The 19426-nt window shown below is 70.1% G+C and carries 17 protein-coding genes, 1 pseudogene and 2 riboswitches; of the genes and pseudogenes, 7 read left to right on the top strand and 11 right to left on the bottom strand.

Annotation, left to right across the window (positions count from 1 at the left end):
* Positions 1-222 precede the first annotated feature (222 nt).
* From JSY13_RS12645 to JSY13_RS03515, 5 genes and pseudogenes are all read left to right on the top strand, one after another.
* Positions 223-1087, top strand: a pseudogene (locus tag JSY13_RS12645) (IS5 family transposase).
* A gap of 91 nt (positions 1088-1178) precedes the next feature.
* Positions 1179-1835: a hypothetical protein gene (locus tag JSY13_RS03525; RefSeq protein ID WP_259607662.1), complete on the top strand. Its 657-nt coding sequence runs from the start codon at positions 1179-1181 to the stop codon at positions 1833-1835.
* Complete coding sequence (locus JSY13_RS03520) at positions 1832-2329, top strand: hypothetical protein (protein WP_259607661.1); 498 nt, start codon at positions 1832-1834, stop codon at positions 2327-2329. Before JSY13_RS03525 ends, JSY13_RS03520 begins: the two co-directional genes overlap by 4 nt.
* A gap of 153 nt (positions 2330-2482) precedes the next feature.
* Complete coding sequence (locus tag JSY13_RS12530; RefSeq protein WP_336297704.1) at positions 2483-2758, top strand: helix-turn-helix domain-containing protein; 276 nt, start codon at positions 2483-2485, stop codon at positions 2756-2758.
* On the top strand, positions 2674-3078 hold the full coding sequence (locus tag JSY13_RS03515) for a cupin domain-containing protein (RefSeq protein WP_336297703.1): 405 nt from the start codon (positions 2674-2676) through the stop codon (positions 3076-3078). The genes JSY13_RS12530 and JSY13_RS03515 overlap by 85 nt, the downstream gene beginning before the upstream one ends.
* A 154-nt stretch (positions 3079-3232) precedes the next feature.
* On the opposite strand, the gene JSY13_RS03510 is transcribed toward JSY13_RS03515, so the two are convergent.
* Complete coding sequence (locus JSY13_RS03510) at positions 3233-4141, bottom strand: aggregation-promoting factor C-terminal-like domain-containing protein (RefSeq protein ID WP_259607660.1); 909 nt, start codon at positions 4139-4141, stop codon at positions 3233-3235.
* Positions 4142-4453: 312 nt separating this feature from the next.
* Positions 4454-6367, bottom strand: coding sequence for a translational GTPase TypA (gene typA, locus JSY13_RS03505; protein WP_259607659.1), 1914 nt, complete (start codon positions 6365-6367; stop codon positions 4454-4456).
* A gap of 176 nt (positions 6368-6543) precedes the next feature.
* Between typA and JSY13_RS03500 the strand changes: the two genes are divergently transcribed.
* Positions 6544-7323, top strand: a complete 780-nt coding sequence (locus tag JSY13_RS03500; RefSeq protein ID WP_259608117.1) for a CPBP family intramembrane glutamic endopeptidase — start codon at positions 6544-6546, stop codon at positions 7321-7323.
* 51 nt (positions 7324-7374) lie between these two features.
* Here the strand turns inward: JSY13_RS03500 and JSY13_RS03495 are convergent, their stop codons facing one another.
* The 9 genes from JSY13_RS03495 to gcvT all read right to left on the bottom strand — a co-directional run bounded on the left by JSY13_RS03495 (position 7375) and on the right by gcvT (position 18400).
* The gene (locus tag JSY13_RS03495; RefSeq protein WP_259607658.1) at positions 7375-7707 is read right to left on the bottom strand and encodes a TFIIB-type zinc ribbon-containing protein; all 333 of its coding nucleotides are present in this window, start codon (positions 7705-7707) and stop codon (positions 7375-7377) included.
* 78 nt (positions 7708-7785) lie between these two features.
* Positions 7786-8439 (bottom strand): PH domain-containing protein, encoded by a 654-nt coding sequence (locus JSY13_RS03490; RefSeq protein WP_259607657.1) that lies wholly within the window; start codon positions 8437-8439, stop codon positions 7786-7788.
* A 14-nt stretch (positions 8440-8453) separates the two neighbouring features.
* Entirely contained in the window at positions 8454-10103 is a 1650-nt protein-coding gene (locus JSY13_RS03485; protein WP_259607656.1) for an ABC transporter ATP-binding protein, read from the bottom strand.
* The gene (locus JSY13_RS03480) at positions 10100-11047 is read right to left on the bottom strand and encodes an ABC transporter permease (protein ID WP_259607655.1); all 948 of its coding nucleotides are present in this window, start codon (positions 11045-11047) and stop codon (positions 10100-10102) included. Before JSY13_RS03480 ends, JSY13_RS03485 begins: the two co-directional genes overlap by 4 nt.
* Complete coding sequence (locus JSY13_RS03475) at positions 11034-11966, bottom strand: ABC transporter permease (RefSeq protein ID WP_259607654.1); 933 nt, start codon at positions 11964-11966, stop codon at positions 11034-11036. Before JSY13_RS03475 ends, JSY13_RS03480 begins: the two co-directional genes overlap by 14 nt.
* A gap of 96 nt (positions 11967-12062) precedes the next feature.
* Positions 12063-13700 carry a peptide ABC transporter substrate-binding protein gene (locus tag JSY13_RS03470; RefSeq protein WP_259607653.1) on the bottom strand — a complete coding sequence of 546 codons (1638 nt, stop codon included), beginning with the start codon at positions 13698-13700 and terminating at the stop codon, positions 12063-12065.
* Positions 13701-13890: 190 nt separating this feature from the next.
* Positions 13891-16824 (bottom strand): aminomethyl-transferring glycine dehydrogenase, encoded by a 2934-nt coding sequence (gene gcvP / locus JSY13_RS03465; protein WP_432806445.1) that lies wholly within the window; start codon positions 16822-16824, stop codon positions 13891-13893.
* A 56-nt stretch (positions 16825-16880) separates the two neighbouring features.
* Positions 16881-17258: a glycine cleavage system protein GcvH gene (gcvH, locus tag JSY13_RS03460; protein ID WP_259607651.1), complete on the bottom strand. Its 378-nt coding sequence runs from the start codon at positions 17256-17258 to the stop codon at positions 16881-16883.
* Positions 17255-18400 (bottom strand): glycine cleavage system aminomethyltransferase GcvT, encoded by a 1146-nt coding sequence (gene gcvT, locus JSY13_RS03455; protein ID WP_259607650.1) that lies wholly within the window; start codon positions 18398-18400, stop codon positions 17255-17257. Before gcvT ends, gcvH begins: the two co-directional genes overlap by 4 nt.
* Before the next feature lie 53 nt (positions 18401-18453).
* Positions 18454-18540: riboswitch (glycine riboswitch) on the bottom strand.
* A gap of 1 nt (position 18541) precedes the next feature.
* Positions 18542-18635, bottom strand: a riboswitch (glycine riboswitch).
* Between the two features lie 141 nt (positions 18636-18776).
* Between gcvT and JSY13_RS03450 the strand changes: the two genes are divergently transcribed.
* A complete protein-coding gene (locus JSY13_RS03450) occupies positions 18777-19400 on the top strand; it encodes an NUDIX hydrolase (protein ID WP_349773879.1) in 624 nt (207 codons plus the stop codon).
* Positions 19401-19426: the final 26 nt, after the last annotated feature.

Raw genomic sequence — 19426 nt, 5'->3', positions numbered from 1 at the left:
GACAGTTCCCTCCCCGCGCGACAGCGGCAGTGAACCTGCGGCGGTTCACATGAACGGTCAACTGTACATATGCTCTGGCGTGGCCAGCCACTGCGCTCTCGATGGGGCTGCTCTTCAAGCTCAGGCCGACGTCAGGCTTCCCCGCCCGCTCCCTCGACGGGCTCACTTACTTAGGCCGTGTTGCTAAATGCTGGTTCGGGGCCTTTGGGTGATTCTTGAGGCGTGTCGCGAGATGTCATCACGGACGAGGTCTGGGAGCTGATCCGGGACGTGTTCCCGCCGGTGAGGACACGGGGCCGTCCTCCGGTGGATCGGCGCACGGTGGTCGAGGCGACCGCGTGGCGGTTCCGCACGGGATCGGCGTGGCGAGACCTGCCCGACCGGTTCGGGAGCTGGAACACGATCTACAAGAACTTCCGCCGGTGGGCGAGCGACGGCGTCTGGGAGGACCTGCTCACCCACGTGCAGAAGCGGGCGTCGCTTCAGGGTGAGATCGACTGGGTCGTGTCGGTGGATTCCTCGATCGCGCGTGTCCATCAGCATGGCGCGACCTTGCCCCGGGTCACAGGGGGATCCGTCGAACTACAAGAAGTCCGGGCCAGAGCCTCCTGACCACGCGATCGGCCGGTCACGGGGTGGTTTGACGACGAAGATCCATCTCGTCTGCGACGGGAAGGCCCGGGCGCTGGCGTTCGTCCTCACCGGCGGGCAGGTCGCAGACACGAGCATGTTCACCTGCGTACTCGACGAGATCCACATCCCCGGCCGAGGGCCCGCGCGCACGAGACCGGACCGGGTGCTCGCGGACAAGGGCTACCCGTCGAAGAAGAACCGGGCCTGGCTGCGCGAGCGCGGCGTCAAGGCCACGATCCCCGAACGCGACGACCAGATCGCGCACCGCCGCAAGCGGCCGGGCCGTCCGATCGACTTCGGCGATGAGCAACGGGAGCGCTACAAGGGCCGCAACGTCGTCGAGCGGTGCTTCAACTTCGTGAAGCAGTGGCGCGGACTCGCTTCCCGCTACGACAAGACCGCCCGGTCATACGCGGCAGGGCTCTGCCTCTCCGCCGCCTTGCAATGGATTTAGCAACACGGCCTAGTGATACCCTAATCAGAGAGTTCTTCTGCTGTCGCCCGATGGCAGAATCGACTTCAACTCGTGGAAGGTAGCATTGTCAATGCATCTGACGAAGGCCACCAGCAGGACTGTGCTCTCCTTCTTCGCGATCGCTGCAGCATTCACCTTAGCGACCGCTACCCCTGCGACCGCATCCGGGTTCGATACGTCGGCTAACCCGACCGCCGAAACTGATGAGGGCGTCATATTCTCGGTTCTCGGTGACGTCGGAGACGGTGTCGGCTCGATTGTTTCAGACGAAGAGCTCGCTCAGCTCGGGATCGAGGTGACCCCCGGTACAGCCTCAAGCGCGCCGACAGTTCAGGCTGAGCCCGCGCCCACCGCGCGAGCAGCCGCGACCAACAACGTACTCTTCCGGTGGAATGACTTCGGTGGTCGGCAAGTTGTGCTGCGGTCCCAGCCGTACGACAAGATCCTCAACAAGCACAACCTGACATACCGCACACCACGCGTAGTCACCCAGAAAGCTACAACACGAACCCCCGACGGCGGCACATCATGGCGCTACCGACTGGCCGCCAACGAGGTCAAGTGCGACTTCTGGGGGAACAACTGCAAGGTCGTTCGTACGGTCTGGGTGCGCACCATCGTGGATTTCCGTTCATATCAGGGTGACAAGTACGGAGTGGTGACCGCCTACTGCGAGGGCATCGACGGCAAATGCCCCGATTTCGTGAAGAACGCGCTGAACCAATGACCAGGACAGACCGAGACCCCGCTGACGCCGCGCTCTGGCGCGACGCCATCCGGGAAGCTTCCACCTTGGAGAACCTCCGCCCGCACGATGGTCTCATCCGGCAGATCCTGCTCGGCCCGGACACGCTCGAGTTCACCCTCATCGGCGGTGAGGTATTCACCACTCCGGCCTCAGCAGATCGGAACGTGATCGCGTCCGCAGCTTCCAAGGCACTAGGTCGCAAGATCACCGCCAACCAGGCCGCGGAGTGGGAGCCCCCGGAGCAGACAGCGAACTACTGGTGGGCAGAGACTCTATACAACTTCGGGCTCCTCGCCCCCGAAGGAGCCGTCATGAATCCCACAGTCGTGTTCACCCGGATCTGGCGTGAAGGAACGATCGCGAAGATCGAGGCCTACGACGCACGTCGGACGGCTGTTGCAGAGTTCGATCTCCGTGCAGATCACCCGCCGGCGGACACAGTCACCGACGTGCTCGAGGCTCTCCGCGTATAGACCTGAGAATACCTCCACCGGAACCGCCTGCGGCCATCTGACGCGCGACCGCCGCATGTCACAACCCTGCATGTTGGCGAGCCGCCAGAGCGCGTCAGTCGCTCGGAAGCCTCGGGATAGTTCTCACCCGGATAATGCACTTACACCGGTATCATGAACACCTGGCGGACCGCCGTCAAGTCGAACGAAGGTGAGGGACGGATGGCAGACCTTCGCGCACGCATCGCCCGGTCGCTGCGCCGCGAGCGCGAGGCGCACGGGATCTCCGTGTCCGAGCTCGCCCGGCGCGCCGGCGTCTCCAAAGCGACGGTGTCGCAGCTGAGAGCGGATCGGGCAATCCCAGCGTGGAGACGCTGTGGGCCCTCGGCGACGCGCTCGGCGTGCCGTTCGCGACGCTCGTGGAGGAGCAGTCGAGTCCGTCACGGCTGATCCGGGCGGACGAGCACGCCGGCATCCCGTCGGCCGCCGCCCCGTACGTGGCGACCCTGCTGTCGGCCTGCCCTCCCGGAGCGCGGCGGGACATCTACATCATCCAGGCGGAGCCCGGCGAGGCGCGGCGATCGCTCCCCCACCATCGCGGCACCACCGAGCACGTGGTGCTCCTCAGCGGCTCGGCGCGGCTGGGTCCCGCCGAGGCCCCCGAGGTCCTGCATCCGGGCGACTACATGTCCTATCCGGGCGACGCCGCGCACGTGTTCGAGGCGCTGGAGCCCGGGACGAGCGCGGTGCTGCTGTCCGAGCTGCGCTGAGACACCGGATGCCGGGAAGGCCCGGCCCGCTGGCGAGAGCGAGTGTGCCTTCCCGGCATCCGTGGGCCTTCCCGGCATCCGGACCGGGCGTCGCACGGCATCCGGGCGCCTTCCCGGCACCCGACGCGGCGCGCCTCACGGCGCCGCCGCGTGCTCAGTACCAGTTCGTGGCCTGCGAGTGGCCCCACGCCGCGCACGGGCTGCCGTACACGGCGTCGATGTAGCCGAGGCCCCAGGCGATCTGGGTGGCGGCGTTCGTCTGCCAATCCGCGCCGGCCGAGGCCATCTTGCTGCCGGGGAGGGCCTGCGGGATGCCGGTCGCGCCGCTGGAGTCGTTGTAGGCCTGGTAGTTCCAGCCGGACTCCTTGTTCCACAGCGACTCGAGGCAGGAGAACTCGCCCTCCCCCCAGCCGTACTGCGAGGCGGCCATCTCGCGCGCGGTGGCCTTGGCGCCCTCGACGGTGTTCGCGGACGCGAGCGCCGCCGCCTCCGCCGCGGCGCGCTCCGCCTCGATCCGGGCCGCCTCCTCGGCCGCGATGCGCTGCGCCTCGGCCTCGCGCGCCTGGGTGAGCGCGTTCTGGAGGGTCTCGGTGTCCGCGAGGACCTCGTCGGTCTCCTTCGCGGCGCTCGCGGTCAGGGCGGTGAGCCGGTCGGCGGTGAGGTCGTCCGACTGCAGCGCCTTGACGTCGCCGGTGAGCTCGGCGAGGTCGACCGGCGCGGCCGGCACGTCGAGGCCGGATGCCACGACGACGTTGTTGAGAGCCTGCGCGTTGGTGAGGACGATGCCGGCGTCCTGGGCGACGGCCGCGCCCTTGCGCAGCTGCGCCTCAGAGGGCGCGGAGGTGAGGGCGGCGATGGCGGACGGCGCCTGCACCAGGCCGGCGGTCAGGGCGATGCCGACAGCCGCGGCGGCGCCGATCCCGGCGAGACGGCGATGGGTGCGGCGGGAGCGATCGGCACTGGAGGGGATGTCGAGGTTCGGAGTGGTGTCGAGGTTCGAAGTGGCGTCGGCGGATGCCGCGGCGGCGCGCCGGGACGCACGGGTGTTCTGGGTTTCGGGCATGGAGGATTCGACTTCCGGGTCGTCGTCGGCCCGGTCCTGCCGTGCGGAACGACGTGCAGGGCGATCCATCGGGGACCGCTCGCCCGGGCGCAGCCTCCAGCCTTCACGACGGATCTGGACGGATCAGGCGCATCGCCTGGGCATCCCGTCAACGTTCCCCGTGAATGCCTGCAACGCCGCGCCCCGCCGCGCCCCGCCCCGCCGCGCCCCGCCGCTCCGCGCCGCTCCTCCGCCGCTCCCCCGTCCGGCGCTCACCCCCCGCCGCTCCTCCATCGCCGGGGGAACCGGAACGTCGACGCGCGAGCCCGGGGGTCAGGCGTTGGCGTCCTGGCGCTTCTGGCGGGCGGCCTCCCGGGCGCGCAGCGTCTGGTCCAGGATCACCTTGCGGATGCGCACCTTCTCCGGCGTCACCTCGACGCATTCGTCGTCGCGCGCGAACTCGAGGCACTCCTCCAACGACAGCTGCCGCGGCGGGGTGAGCTTCTCGAGCTCGTCGGCCGTGGAGGAGCGCATGTTGGTGAGCTTCTTCTCCTTGGTGATGTTCACGTCCATGTCGTCGGCGCGGGTGTTCTCGCCGACGACCATGCCCTCGTACACCTCTTCGGTGGGCTGCACGAAGAAGCTCATCCGCTCCTGCAGCGCCATCATCGCGAACGGGGTGGCGACGCCGGCCCGGTCTGCCACGATGGACCCGGATGCCCGCGCCACGATCTGCCCGGCCCAGTCGTCGTAGCCGTGCGCGATCGCGTTCGCGATGCCGGTGCCGCGGGTGGCCGACATGAACTCGGTGCGGAAGCCGATCAGGCCGCGCGACGGCACGATGAACTCCATGCGAACCCAGCCGGTGCCGTGGTTGGTCATGCTCTCCATGCGACCCTTGCGCGCGGCGAGCAGCTGGGTGATCGCGCCGAGGTACTCCTCCGGGGCGTCGATCGTGAGGTGCTCGTACGGCTCCTTCACCTTGCCGTCCTCGCCCTTGCGGGTGACGACCTGCGGCTTGCCGACGGTGAGCTCGAAGCCCTCACGGCGCATGTTCTCGACCAGGATGGCCAGGGCGAGCTCGCCGCGGCCCTGCACCTCCCAGGCATCCGGACGGCCGATGTCGACCACCTTGAGCGACACGTTGCCGATCAGCTCGCGGTCCAGGCGGTCCTTGACCATGCGGGCGGTGAGCTTGTGCCCCTTCACCTTGCCGGCCAGCGGCGAGGTGTTCGTGCCGATGGTCATCGAGATCGCCGGGTCGTCGACCGTGATGGCGGGCAGCGGCCGGATGTCCTCGGGGTCGGCGATGGTCTCGCCGATCGTGATGTCCGGGAAACCGGCGATCGCGACGATGTCGCCGGGGCCGGCGGATTCGGCGGGATACCGCTCCAGCGCCCTGGTCATCAGCAGCTCGGTGATGCGGGCGGTGCTCGTGGACCCGTCGTGGCGGACCCACGCGACGGTCTGCCCCTTCTTCAGGGTGCCGTTGAAGATGCGCAGCAGCGCGAGGCGGCCGAGGAACGGCGAGGAGTCGAGGTTGGTGACCCACGCCTGCAGCGGCGCCTCGTCGTCGTACGACGGCGCCGGCACGTGCTTCAGGATCGCCTCGAACAGCGGCTCGAGGTCGTCGTTGTCGGGCAGCTCGCCGTTCGCGGGGCGATTGGCGGATGCCGCGCCGGCGCGGCCGGACGCGTAGACGACCGGGACGTCCAGAAGGGCGTCGACGTCGAGGTCGGGCACGTCGTCGACGAGGTCGGACGCGAGCCCGAGCAGCAGGTCGTGCGCCTCCTCCTCGACCTCGGCGATCCGGGCATCCGGACGGTCGGTCTTGTTGACGAGCAGGATCACCGGCAGCTTGGCCTCGAGCGCCTTGCGCAGCACGAACCGGGTCTGCGGCAGCGGGCCTTCGCTCGCGTCGACGAGGAGCACGACGCCGTCCACCATGGACAGCGCGCGCTCGACCTCGCCGCCGAAGTCGGCGTGACCGGGGGTGTCCACCACGTTGATGGTCACCGGGACGTCGGTGTGCGGGCCGTTGTAGGTGATCGCCGTGTTCTTGGCGAGGATCGTGATGCCCTTCTCGCGCTCGAGGTCGTTCGAGTCCATCGCGCGCTCTTCGACGTGCGCGTGCTCGCCGAAGGAGCCGGTCTGCCGCAGCATCGCGTCGACGAGCGTCGTCTTGCCGTGGTCGACGTGCGCGACGATCGCGACGTTTCGGAGGTCGGGGCGGAGGGCGTGCGCCATGCAGATGTGTCCTAAGAAGGTGTGGGATGCGCCGGGATGCCGACGTTCCAGGATAACGTACGTCCCCCGCGCGCTCCCTCCCCCGGGTTTGGGGCGGATTTTCGCGTTCGGGGCGGGTCTCCCCCGCCCCGAACGCGAGATCCCGCCCCAAACCCCCGAGGGGGAAACGGGTTAGCATCGGGGCTGTGCAGCAGCTTCCGTCGCGATCCCGGCTGTGGTGGGAGATCGCGATCGTGCTGGCGCTCGGGCTCGGGCAGTCGGCGGTGTACGCCGTGGTGCAGCTCGCCTACCGGCTCACGGATGCCACGCCGCTGGCCGAACAGACCGCGACGCTGAACCCCTCGCGCAGCGACCGCGAGGTGTTCGACCTCGTCTACCAGCTGCTCTCGATCGGGTTCTCGATCGTGCCCGTGCTGTTGGTCTGCTTCCTGCTCTGGCGGCCCGCCCGCCCGCGGCTGGGGGCGCTCGGCCTGGACGGCGACCGCGCCGGCCGGGACCTCGGCGCCGGACTCCTGCTGGTGATCGCGATCGGCGTCCCCGGACTCGGCGTGTACCTGGCCGGCCGCGCGCTGGGCCTGTTCGTCGCGATCGACCCGTCCGGGCTGGACGCGCACTGGTGGACCGTGCCGGTGCTGCTGCTGTCCGCGGCGCGCGCCTCGATCATCGAGGAGGTCGTCCTGCTGGGCTACCTGTTCTCCCGGCTGCGCACCCTGGGCTGGGGACCGTGGCCGATCGTCCTGGCCACGGCCGTGCTGCGGGCGACGTACCACCTGTACCAGGGGCCGGGGGCGTTCGCGGGGAACCTGGCGATGGGGCTGCTGTTCGGCTGGCTGTTCGCGCGCACCGGCCGGCTGCTGCCGTTCCTGGTGGCGCATTTCGTCATCGACGCGGTCGCGTTCGTCGGCTACCCGTGGGCGGCAGACACCTGGCCCGAGCTGTTCGGGCTGCCCGGCTGACGCGTTCGGAGAGCGGCGGTACTCGGCGGCCGGCCGTACCGCCGTCGCGGATCAGTCGAACAGCTCGCTGAGCCAGCTCTCGCGCTTGCGCTTGTGCGGGCGGTGGCCGCGGTCGTCGTAGCGGCGGTCGTCGTAGCGCGGCTCGTCGTAGCGGCGCTGGTCGTATCGCGGCTCGTCGTAGCGCGGCGGCTCATAGCCCGACGGCGCGGCCGGGCCCGGCTCCGGCCGGTACGCCGCCGGCTGCGGCGCTGAGACGGAGCGGTCGATGATCTTGTCGAGCTCACCGCGGTCGAGCCACACGCCACGGCACTGCGGGCAGTAGTCGATCTCGATGCCGCTGCGTTCGCTCATCACCAGCGTGGATCCATCTGCGGGGCAAAGCATGCGATCAGCCAAGCATCCGCACCTGTGAACCGGCTCCGCGACGCTCGCCGGCTTCGCGACACTCACCTCCCCGGCGACTCACCGCGTCAGCAGCACCGCGACCACCGCCCACGCCACGATGACGGCGAGCGCGACCAGCGCGGGCACGTCCCAGCCGCGCCGGATCGGCGCATCCGCGTCCGTCGTCCCCCCGGCCGTCGTCCCCGCGGCATCCGCAGGCGTCGTCCCCGCGGCATCCGCAGGCGTCGTCCCCGCGGCATCCGCAGGCGTCGTCCCTGCGGCATCCGCCTTCATCCGACGCAGCATGGCCACCGCGTCCTCCGCCGCTCCCGTGGTGTCCTCCGGCCGGCGCCCCGGGCCCAGCCGCTGCGGCCGGCTGCGCACCGGACCGCCGAAGCAGGTGAGGGTGGAGCCGTCGTCGAGCTCGATCTCGACCTGCCAGCGCATGCCGATCCGGCACACCCTCGACCAGGGGACGAAGGTACGCCGCAGCAGGTTCTGCACCAGCACCCCGTCCGCGCCCGGACGGATGCCCGATGCCACGCCGGCCACATGCAGTCCCCACAGCACGAGCAGCAGCCACGGGACGAGCAGCAGCGCCGTGCCCACCCCGGCGCGGACCACCGCGTCAGCCAGCAGCAGGGCCGCGAGCACCGCGCCGATCACCAGCAGCGCCACCCCGCCCCGATTGCGGAACGGGGCGGCGGTGCCGGGGGCGGGCCGGTCGATCACCGATCGTCCTCCGGTCACAGCGCCGGGCGTCCCAGGGGCAGCGTCGCCCCCGGGATGGCGTCGAGCAGGCGACGCGTGTACTCCTCCTGCGGGTCCGCGAAGATCGCGTCCACGGTGCCCTGCTCGACGATGCGGCCCTTCTCCATGACGCAGACGAGGTCTGCGGCGACGCGCACGACGGCGAGGTCGTGCGTGATGAAGAGGTAGGTCAGGCCGAGCTCGCGCTGCAGGTCGGACAGCAGACGCAGGATCTGGTCCTGCACCAGCACGTCCAGGGCCGACACCGCCTCGTCGAGCACGACGATGTCGGGCTTGAGCGCCAGGGCGCGGGCGATGGCGACCCGCTGCCGCTGTCCGCCGGACAGCTCGTTCGGATACCGCCAGGCCAGCTCCCGCGGCAGCGCCACCTGGTCCAGCAACTCCAGCGCCCGCCGGTGCTGCTCCTCGCGCGTCCCGATGCCGTGCACGTGCAGCGGCTCGGAGATGAGGCTGCCGATGCTGCGCAGCGGATCGAGCGAGCCGTACGGGTCCTGGAAGACCGGCTGCATCCGGCGCCGCAGCCGGAAGACGTCGGCGCGCGACATCGTGCTCGTCTCATGCCCGTCGATGAGGATCTCGCCGCTGGTCGGCTTCTCCAACTGCAGCAGCATCTTCGCCACCGTGGACTTGCCCGACCCGGACTCCCCCACCAGCGCGAGCGTCTTCCCGCGGGGGATGGAGAACGACACGCCGTCCACCGCCCGGAACCGCTCGTGCCGCAGCCCGCCGGTGCGGATGGAGTACTCCTTGGTGAGCTCGCGCACCTCGACCACGGCCGGGGCCTCGTCCGCCGGCGGCTCGAGCCCCTGCGCCATCGCTCCGATGCGCTGCGAGGCGAGGCTGGGCGCGGCGGCGACGAGACGCTGGGTGTACGGATGCTGCGGGTTCGAGAGGATCTCCGCGCTCGGGCCGGCCTCGACGATCTCGCCCTGGTTCATCACGATGATCCGGTCGGCGCGCTCGCCGGCCAGGCCCAGGTCGTGCGTGATCAGCAGCACCGAGGTGCCGCGTTCGCTGGTCAGCGTGGCGAGGTGATCCAGGATCACCCGCTGCACCGTGACGTCGAGCGCGCTGGTCGGCTCGTCGGCGATGAGCAGCTTCGGGTCCGCCGCCAGCCCGATCCCGATCAGGGCGCGCTGCCGCATCCCGCCGGAGAACTGGTGCGGGAACTGGTGCATCCGCTTCGCGGCGTCCTTCAGCCCCGCCTGCATGAGCACCTCGACCGCGCGGTCGTGCACCTGCTGCCGTCCCTGCGCGAGCCCGTTGGCGCGCACCGCCTCCTTGACCTGGAAGCCGATCGACCACACCGGGTTCAGGTTCGACATCGGATCCTGGGGCACGTAGCCGATCTCGCGCCCGCGGACGTGCTCCATCTCGGTGCGGCTGGCCGCAGTCAGGTCGCGGCCGTCGAGCATGATGCGCCCGCCGGTGACGTGACCCGTCCCCGGCAGGAGCCGGATGATCGCGGACGCCGTGGTGGATTTCCCGGATCCGGACTCCCCGACGATGGCGAGGGTCTCGCCCGGGAAGAGGTCGAAGCTGACCCCGTGCAGCACCTCGCGGCTCGCCTTGCCGCTGCGGAACGCGACGCGCAGATCCTGCACGCTGAGAAGCGGTTCGGTCATCGCTGTGCCCTCGCCTTCGGGTCGACGGCGTCGCGGAGCAGCTCGCCGAGGGTGATGAACGCCAGCACCGTGATCGTCAGCGCCAGCGACGGCCAGAACAGCGCCATCGGGGCGGTGCGGATGCTGGTCTGGGCCTGACTGATGTCATTGCCCCACGACATCGTGCTGCCGCCGAGCCCGACGCCCAGGAACGACAGCACCGACTCCGCCACGATGGCGGCGCCGAGGCTCAGGGTCGCGACGACGATCACCGGCGCCATGGCGTTGGGCAGCACGTGATACAGCAGGGTCTTGAACCGGGACATGCCCACGGCCTCCGCCCCCATCACGAAGTCGGCCTGCTTCACCCGCAGCACCTCGGCCCGCATGACCCGCGCGGTGGCGGCCCACGAGAACCCGCCGATCGCGAAGGCGAGCACGAACTCGTTGCGCACCGGCATCACCGACATCACCACCACGCCGGCGATGATGTACGGGATCGTGAAGAAGATGTCGCCGACGCGCGAGAGCAGCGAGTCGAGCCAGCCGCCGTAGAACCCCGCGAGCGCGCCCATGACGACGCCGATCACGGTGCTGATCAGCGTGGCCAGCACGCCCACGACGACCGAGGTGCGGGTGCCCCAGATCACCCGGGAGTACACGTCGCACCCCTGACGGGTGAAGCCGAGCGGATGCCCGGACTGAGGCCCGCCGTTGCTGTTCGACAGCTGGCATCCGTTGTTCGGCGGCACCTGGGTGAACAGCCACGGGAAGAGGGCGACGACGATGATCAGCACGGCGAACGCGACCGAGATCCAGAACAGCGGACGGCTGCGCAGGTCGCGCCACGCGTCCAGCCAGAGGTTGCTCGGCTTCGGGTCGATGCGGACGACGTCGACCGGCACCGCGGTCGTGTCGACGGGAGCGACGTAGTGCTCCCGCTGCTGCTGGTCAAGACGAGACATAGCGGATCCTCGGGTCGAGCAGGCCGTAGAGCAGGTCCACGATGATGTTGACGAAGACGTAGACGACGACGAACACGGTGACGAACGACACCACGGTGGGGTTCTCGCCGCGGATGATCGCCTCGTACAGCGTGTTGCCGACGCCCGGCACGTTGAAGATGCCCTCGGTCACCGTGGCGCCGACCATGAGGATGCCGAACACGGTGCCGAGGTCGGTGACCATCGGGATCAGCGAGTTGCGCAGTACGTGCACCGGGAGCACTCGGCGCCGCGGCAGGCCCTTGCTGTACGCCGTGCGCACCCAGTCCTGGTTCAGGGTGTCGATCGTCGACGCGCGGGTGAGCCGCATGCTGGTGGCGTACACGCTCACGCCGAGGACGATGGCCGGCAGCCAGAGGTCCCCCCAGTCGTTGCGGGCCCCGACGGTCGGCCGGAACCAGCCCAACTGCACTGCCAGGAAGTACTGGGCGAGGAACGCGAGCACGAAGATCGGCACCGCGATGAAGATCAGCGCGAGCACGAGCATGGCGTTGTCGAACACACCGCCCTTGTCGAGCGCCGAGAACAGGCCGATCACGATCGCCAGCACGAACGCGATCGCGACCGCCATCACCGCCAGCCGCAGCGTCACCGGGAACGTGCGGGCGAGGACGTCGATGACCGGCTGCCCGGAGAAGCTGGTGCCGAAGTCCAGCTGGAAGATGCCGGCGATGTAGTAGAAGTACTGCACCAGGAACGGCTCGTCCAGGTGGTACTCGGCGCGCAGCCGCTGCAGCAGCGCCTCGTTCGGGGGCCGGTCGCCGAACAGCGCAGCGATCGGGTCGCCCGGCATCTGGAAGACCATGAAGTAGATCAGCAGGGTCGCTCCGAAGAACACCGGAACCGCCTGCAGGATGCGTCTGAGGATGTAGAAGGCCACCCTCGACCTCCCTTCGGGTACGAGCGCGCAGCGCGCGCCGCGGGGGCAGAGAGAACGAGGCGGTGGAGCACGACTCCACCGCCTCGTCGCGAAGGGTTACTCCGCCTTCTTCTCGATCTTCTCGAACAGCGGGACCGAGTTCCATCCGAACTCGACGTTGCTGACCGTCTCGGCGTAGCCGCCGACGACGTTCGAGTACCACAGCGGCAGCGCCGGCAGGTCCTGCAGCAGGATCTCCTGCGCCTGCTGGAACAGCTCGTTCGCCTTGTCCGGGTCGGTCTCCGAGATGCCCTCGGCGATCAGCTTGTCGAACTCCGGGTTCGAGTAGTCGCCGTCGTTCGAGCCGGCGTTGGTGGCGTAGAGCGGGCCGAGGAAGTTGTACAGACCAGGGTAGTCGGCCTGCCAGCCGGTGCGGAACGCCGTCTGGATCGTGCGGTCGGTGACCTTGCTGCGCAGCTCGGCGAAGGTCGGGTAGGGCGCACCGGATGCCTCGATGCCGAGAGTGTTCTTGATCGAGTTGACCGTCGCGTCGACCCACGCCTGGTGCCCGCCGTCCGCGTTGTAGGCGATCTGGAACTCACCGCTCCACGGGCTGATCGCGTCGGCCTGCGCCCACAGCTCCTTCGCCTTCTCCGGGTCGTACCCCAGCACCTCGGCGCCCTCGAGCTCGTCGGTCCAGCCGTCGATCACCGGGGAGGTGAAGTCGCTGGCCGGGGTGCGCGTGCCCTGGAAGATGACGTCGGTGATCTCCTCGCGGTTGATCGACATCGAGATCGCCTGGCGCCGCAGCTTGCCCTCCTCACCGCTGAAGTGCGGCAGCCGCTCGGGGATCGTGAAGGACTGGAACACCGCGGCCGGCTGGTTCACCGCGCGGTCGCCGAGGTCGGACTCGTAGGTCTCGTATGCGGAGTCCGGAACCGCGTCCAGCACGTCGAGCTCGTTCGCCAGCAGGTCGGAGTACGCCGCGTCCTGAGTGGCGTAGAACACGATGTCCAGCCCGCCGTTGACCGGCTTGCGCGGGCCGTCGTAGTCGGGGTTCACGACCAGGTTGATGCCGACGTCGTGCTGCCACGCGCCTTCGCCGTCGAGCATGTACGGGCCGTTGCCGATCGGGTTCTCGCCGAAGGCCTCCATGTCTTCGAAGGCCACATCCGGGAGCGGGTAGTAGGCGGAGTAGCCGAGCCGCTGGGCGAAGTCGGAGGCCGGCTTGTTCAGCGTGATGGTGAAGGTGTGGTCGTCGACCTGCTCCAGGCCGGTGAGCTCGGAGTCGGCGTCGTAGCTGAAGCCCTCGATGTCCTCGAAGAAGTAGCTGGAGAGCTGCTCGTTGGAGGCGAGCGCGCCGTAGTTCCACGCCTTGATGAAGTTGTCGGCGGTGACTTCCTCGCCGTTGGTGAAGGTGAGGCCCTTGCGGAGCTTCACGGTCAGGTGCTGCGGGTCGTCGACGACGATCTCCTCCGCGACGTCGTTGAACACCGAGCCGTCGGCCGCGTAGCCGATCAGGCCGGCGAAGATCGCGTCGAGGATCTTGCCACCGCCGACCTCGTTGGTGTTGGTCGGGATGAGCGGGTTCTGCGGCTCCGAGCCGTTGACCTTGATGATCGCGGTGCTGTCGGCACCGGATCCGCCGTCGTCACCGGCATCGGGGTTGTCGCCGCCTCCTGCGCAGCCGGAGAGAGCCAGGGCGCTCGCCGCGATCAGCGCGAGTCCCGCCAGGGTGATCCTGTTTCGCTTCACTGTGTCCTCCTGTGGACCGTACAAGCACACGCTCATCGTCGAGCGCGTCGATGCTCCGAGACTAGTCGGATGCCCGCGCCCCGCACAGGCTCCGTTAATGAACCGTTACTGAACCGGCGTTCGGGAAGGCGCGAGAGCCCGCCCCGGGACGCGTGCCGGGGCGGGCTCTCGCAGATGGCTCGTGCGGATGCTACGCGAACGCCTCCACGGGCGGGCACGCGCACACGAGGTTGCGGTCGCCGTAGGCCTGGTCGATGCGGCGCACCGGCGGCCAGTACTTCCCGGCGACGAGGGTCGGCACCGGGTAGGCGGCCTCCTCGCGGGTGTACGCGTGCTGCCACTCCCCCGCGATCAGGGAGGCGGCGGTGTGCGGCGCGTTCACCAGCGGGTTGTCGTCCGCGGGCCAGCGGCCGGCGGCCACGGCATCCGCTTCCGCCTTGATCTCGATCATGGCCTCGATGAACCGCTCCAGCTCGCCGATGTCCTCCGACTCGGTCGGCTCCACCATCAGCGTGCCGGCGACCGGGAACGACATGGTCGGGGCGTGGAAGCCGTAGTCGATCAGGCGCTTCGCGACGTCGTCGACGGTGATCCCGGTGGCCTCGCGGAGCGGACGCAGATCCAGGATGCACTCGTGCGCGACCCGGCCGTTCTCGCCGGTGTAGAGCACCGGGTAGTGCTCGGCGAGGCGTGCCGCGATGTAGTTCGCCGACAGCACGGCGGCCGCGGTCGCCCGGCGCAGACCCGCCGCGCCCATCATCCGCACGTACGCCCACGAGATCGGCAGCACGCCCGCGGAGCCGTACGGCGCCGCCGAGACCGGACCGCCCTCGAAGACGAACCCGCCGGCGTGCTCACGGCGCTGTGCCATCGGATGCCCGGGCAGGTACGGGGCGAGGTGCGCCTTGGCCGCGACCGGACCGACGCCGGGCCCGCCGCCGCCGTGCGGGATGGCGAACGTCTTGTGCAGGTTCAGGTGCGACACGTCGCCGCCCAGGTCGCCGAACCGCGCGTAGCCGAGCAGCGCGTTCAGGTTCGCGCCGTCGACGTACACCTGGCCGCCGGCCTCGTGCACGGCCGAGGTGATCTCGACGACCTGCTGCTCGTACACGCCGTGCGTGGACGGGTAGGTGATCATCAGGGCCGACAGCTCGTCGGCGTGCTGGGCGATCTTGGCGCGCAGGTCGTCCAGGTCGACGTTGCCGAGCTCGTCGCACGCGACCACGACGACCTTCATGCCCGCCAGCACCGCGGATGCGGCGTTCGTGCCGTGCGCGGAGGACGGGATGAGGCAGACGGTGCGCTGCGCGTCGCCGTTGGCGAGATGGTATCCGCGGATCGCGAGCAGACCGGCCAGCTCGCCCTGCGACCCGGCGTTCGGCTGCAGAGACACCGCGTCGTACCCGGTGACCTCGGCGAGCCAGGCCTCGAGCTCGTCGATCATCGCGAGCGATCCCTCGACGTCGGATGCCGGCGCGAACGGATGCAGCTGCCCGAACTCCGGCCAGGTGACCGGGGCCATCTCGGTGGCGGCGTTGAGCTTCATGGTGCAGGAGCCGAGCGGGATCATGCCCCGGTCCAGCGCGTAGTCGCGGTCGGCGAGCTGCTTCAGATACCGCATCATGGCGGTCTCGGAGCGGTGCTGGTGGAAGACCGGATGCGTGAGGTATTCGTCCTCGCGCAGCAGCGCCGCGGGGAGGGCGTGGGCGGGCAGGAACGCGAAGGAGCGCTCGCCCTGGGCGCCGAAGGCGGCCACGACCCGGAACACGTCGTCCATGGTGGTGGTCTCGTCGACGGACACGCCGACCGTGTCCGCGTCGACCAGACGCAGCAGGATGCCGAATTCGTCGTGCGCACGGGTGACGATCTCCGCGGCGCGGCCGGGCACGCGCACCGACAGCGTGTCGAAGTACGCCTCGTGCACCAGCTCGGCGCCGTCCTTGACCAGCTCGGAGCCGAGGAAGCGGGCACAGGCGGCGACCCGGTTCGCGATCGAGCGCAGCCCGTCGGGCCCGTGGTACACGGCATACATGGAGGCCATCACGGCCAGCAGCACCTGCGCGGTGCAGATGTTCGAGGTCGCCTTCTCACGGCGGATGTGCTGCTCGCGGGTCTGCAGCGCCAGGCGGTACGCGGGCCTGCCCTCGGCATCCTGAGAGACGCCGACGAGCCGGCCGGGCAGCTGCCGCTCCAGCCCGGAGCGGACGGCCATGTACCCGGCGTGCGGTCCCCCGAAGCCCATCGGCACGCCGAAGCGCTGGGTGGTGCCCACCGCGACATCCGCCCCCATCGATCCGGGCGAGCGCAGCAGCGTCAGGGCGAGCAGGTCCGCGGCGACCACCGCGAGGCCTCCGGCGACGTGCGCCGCGTCGATCACGGCCGTGGGGTCCCAGACGCGGCCCGAGGCGCCCGGGTACTGCAGGAACACCCCGAACAGCTCGCTCGGCAGCTCCGCGCCTGCGGCGAGGTCGCGCTCGACCAGCTCGATGCCGACGGCCTCCGCCCTCGTCGCGAGCAGCGCCTTCGTCTGCGGCAGTGCGTCGGCGTCGACGACGAACACGGCGGATGCCGACTTCGACGCCCGCCGGGCCAGCAGCATGCCCTCCGCGACCGCGGTCGACTCGTCGAGCATCGACGCGTTCGCAGTGGACAGGCCGGTGAGGTCGGACACCATGGTCTGGAAGTTGATCAGCGCCTCCAGCCGGCCCTGGGAGATCTCCGGCTGGTATGGCGTGTACGCCGTGTACCAGGACGGGTTCTCCAGGACGTTGCGCTGGATCACGGACGGGGTGAACGTGCCGTAGTAGCCGAGGCCGATCATCGGCCGGTTCACCCGGTTGCGGGAGGCGAGGGCGCGCAGCTCGGCGAGGGTCTCCGCCTCCGAGGCGGCCGGCGGGATCACGGACGCGGGCGCTGAGCCTTCCCCGGACGCTGAGCCTTCCCCGGACGCTGAGCCTTCCCCGGACGCTGAGCGCGTCGAAGCGTCCGGCGCCTCGGTGAAGATGGCCGCGGGGACGGCCTGTCGCATCAGCGTCTCCACGGCGGATGCGAGCACGTCCGACCCGCGGCCCGCGGAGCCCGCGGCAGTGTCCGCCGTGGCGTCGATGCCGAGAGCGGCCAGCATCCGTCGCTGTGCGTCGGCGGTCGTCCCGATATGGCGATCGGCGAAGGAATCCACTCTCAGCCCTCCGTGAGCGCGACGTACGCGTCGCGGTCGAGCAGCCCGTCGAGGGCGCCGTCGGCCACCTCGACCTTGATCAGCCAGCCGCCCTCGAACGGCGCGGAGTTCACCAGCGACGGGTCGTCGACGACGGCGTCGTTGACCTCGACCACGGTGCCGGAGACGGGGGCGTACAGCTCCCCGACCGACTTCGTGGACTCGATCTCGCCGACCACGGAGCCCGCCGTGATCGCCGTGCCGACGGCCGGCAGCTCCACGAAGACGACGTCGCCCAGCCTGTCGGCCGCGTAGTCGGTCACCCCGACCGTGGCCACGGCGCCGTCAGCGGCGACCCATTCGTGCTCTTCGCTGTACTTGAGGGCGGTGAGATCGGTCATTTCTTCCTCCGGTAGAAAGGCAGGGCGGTCACGGTCGCGGGGATGAGGGTGCCCCGCACATCAAGGAATACTCCGGTTCCCTCGGCGGCGGAACCGGCGTCGACGTAGGCCATCGCGATCGGGTGTCCGAGCGTCGGGCTGAGCGCGCCGCTGGTGATCTCGCCGATCTGGGCGCCGTCCGCGTCTCGGACCGGGTACCCGGCACGGCCGGCGCGCCGGCCCTCGGCGGTGAGCCCGACGAGCACCCGGCCGCCGGCGCCCGCGGCATCGGCCAGGGCCTCCTTGCCGACGAAGCGCTCCTTGTCGGCGACGACGACGCGGCCGAGCCCGGCCTGCACCGGCGTGGTGTCGAGGGTGAGCTCGTGCCCGTACAGCGGCATCCCGGCCTCCAGGCGCAGGGTGTCGCGGGCGGCGAGACCGGCGGGCACCAGTCCGTGCCCCTCACCGGCGACGAGCAGCGCGTCCCACAGCGCGACGGCGTCGCGGGCGTCCACCAGCAGTTCGAAGCCGTCCTCGCCGGTGTAGCCGGTGCGGGCGAGCAGCAGCGGGCGCCCGGCGAAGCTCGCCGACGCCCAGGCGTAGCCCTTCTGGTCGCTCCACGGCACGCCGACCTCCTCGATGCCGGCGGTGGCCGCGACGATGGCCTCGGCGGCCGGGCCCTGCACGGCGATGAGGGCGTAGTCGTCGGACACGTCGGCGACCTCGACCTCGAACCCCGAGGTCCGCGCCGTGAGCGCCGCCCGCACCGCATCGCGGTTGCCCGCGTTCGAGATGATCAGGAAGTCGTCCTCCTGCATCCGGTAGACGATGACGTCGTCGATGATGCCGCCGGTCTCCGCGAGCAGCAGCGAGTACTTCGCCTTGCCGACGGCGAGCGCGGACAGCCGTCCGGCGAGGGCGTAGTCGAGGAAGTCGGCCGCGCCGGCGCCGCGGACGGTGAACTCGGCCATGTGCGAGATGTCGAAGATGCCCGCGGCCTGGCGCACGGCGTGGTGCTCGGCGAGGTCGGAGGTGTAGCGCACCGGCATCTGCCAGCCGCCGAAGTCGGTGAAGGACGCTCCGAGCGCCTCGTGGCGCTCACGGAGCGGGGTGGCTCGCTGGGGCTGCGCCGCGCTGTCGCGCGTCGTCGGGGATTCGGTCACGGAGTTCTCCCGGTCAGGGTCGGGCGGGCAGCATCGGCGCTGCACCGCGGAACTCCCCCTCTGTCATGTGCCTGAGAGCTTCGCCCTCCGGGGAGGGCTTTCACCGTCGGCGGATGCCGGAGCATCGCTTTCCAGAGCGGCCGGACCCGCGCGGTGGGGGTACCTGAGAGATTGGCGGGGAGGCTTGCTCCTTCGGTGCCCGGCCTGCTTCACCGGGCTCTCCCGCACGAGACGTTCGGCCTGTGTTCGATTGTCGGGATCACTCTACCGCGTCGGCGCGCCGGACCCGGTCGCGCGTCGGATCGGGGCGCGTACCGGCCTTAGGCTCGTTCCTGTGACAGCGGCGAACGGCGAGCAGGACGCGATCCGCGTCGCCGTGTCGGCGGTGATCTTCTCGCTGCGGTCGGCGCCGGAGGGCGACCGGCTGATGCTGCCGCTGGTGCGCCGGACCCGCGATCCGCACCGGGGCATGTGGGCGCTCCCCGGCGGCTGGCTCGACCCCGCCGAGGACCTCGACGCCGCGGCATCCCGCACCCTCGCCGAGACCACGGCGCTCACCCCGAGCTACCTGGAGCAGCTGTACACGTTCGGGGACGTCGACCGCTCCCCGTCGCGGGTGATCTCGGTGGTGTACTGGGCGCTGCTGCGCTCCGACCTCGTCGACGCGCAGCGGGCGTCCGAGGGCGCACCGGAGAACGTGGAGTGGTTCGACGTGGACGCGGTGCCCGCTCTCGCCTTCGACCACAACCGCATCGCCGAGTACGCGCTGTGGCGGCTGCGCAACAAGGTCGGCTACAGCCGCATCGCCGCCGGCCTGCTGCCGGACGAGTTCACCCTCACCGAGCTGCGCGAGGTGTACGAGACCGTGCTCGGCCGGCGCCTCGACCCGTCCAACTTCCGGCGCCTCCTCGAGGGCTCGGACGAGCTCGTGCCGACCGAGCACTTCCGCACCGGCAAGCACCGCCCGGCACGGCTGTACCGCTACATCGCGGAGGCGTGATCCGGCGCGCCCCGCCCCGCGCCTCC

It is taken from the genome of Microbacterium neungamense, assembly GCF_024971095.1.
In the GTDB taxonomy this organism is placed as follows: domain Bacteria; phylum Actinomycetota; class Actinomycetes; order Actinomycetales; family Microbacteriaceae; genus Microbacterium; species Microbacterium neungamense.
The sequence above is the reverse complement of the archived record's forward strand: the minus strand, read 5'-3'. Positions and strand labels throughout refer to the sequence as shown.

Coding starts and splice junctions, on each gene's coding strand:
- JSY13_RS03495 (WP_259607658.1), bottom strand. CDS start 7,707: ATGCTTTGCCCCGCAGATGGATCCACGCTGGTGATGAGCGAACGCAGC.
- JSY13_RS03525 (WP_259607662.1), top strand. CDS start 1,179: ATGCATCTGACGAAGGCCACCAGCAGGACTGTGCTCTCCTTCTTCGCG.
- JSY13_RS03485 (WP_259607656.1), bottom strand. CDS start 10,103: ATGACCGAACCGCTTCTCAGCGTGCAGGATCTGCGCGTCGCGTTCCGC.
- JSY13_RS03520 (WP_259607661.1), top strand. CDS start 1,832: ATGACCAGGACAGACCGAGACCCCGCTGACGCCGCGCTCTGGCGCGAC.
- JSY13_RS12530 (WP_336297704.1), top strand. CDS start 2,483: ATGAACACCTGGCGGACCGCCGTCAAGTCGAACGAAGGTGAGGGACGG.
- typA (WP_259607659.1), bottom strand. CDS start 6,367: ATGGCGCACGCCCTCCGCCCCGACCTCCGAAACGTCGCGATCGTCGCG.
- JSY13_RS03510 (WP_259607660.1), bottom strand. CDS start 4,141: ATGCCCGAAACCCAGAACACCCGTGCGTCCCGGCGCGCCGCCGCGGCA.
- gcvP (WP_432806445.1), bottom strand. CDS start 16,824: ATGCTGGCCGCTCTCGGCATCGACGCCACGGCGGACACTGCCGCGGGC.
- JSY13_RS03480 (WP_259607655.1), bottom strand. CDS start 11,047: ATGTCTCGTCTTGACCAGCAGCAGCGGGAGCACTACGTCGCTCCCGTC.
- gcvH (WP_259607651.1), bottom strand. CDS start 17,258: ATGACCGATCTCACCGCCCTCAAGTACAGCGAAGAGCACGAATGGGTC.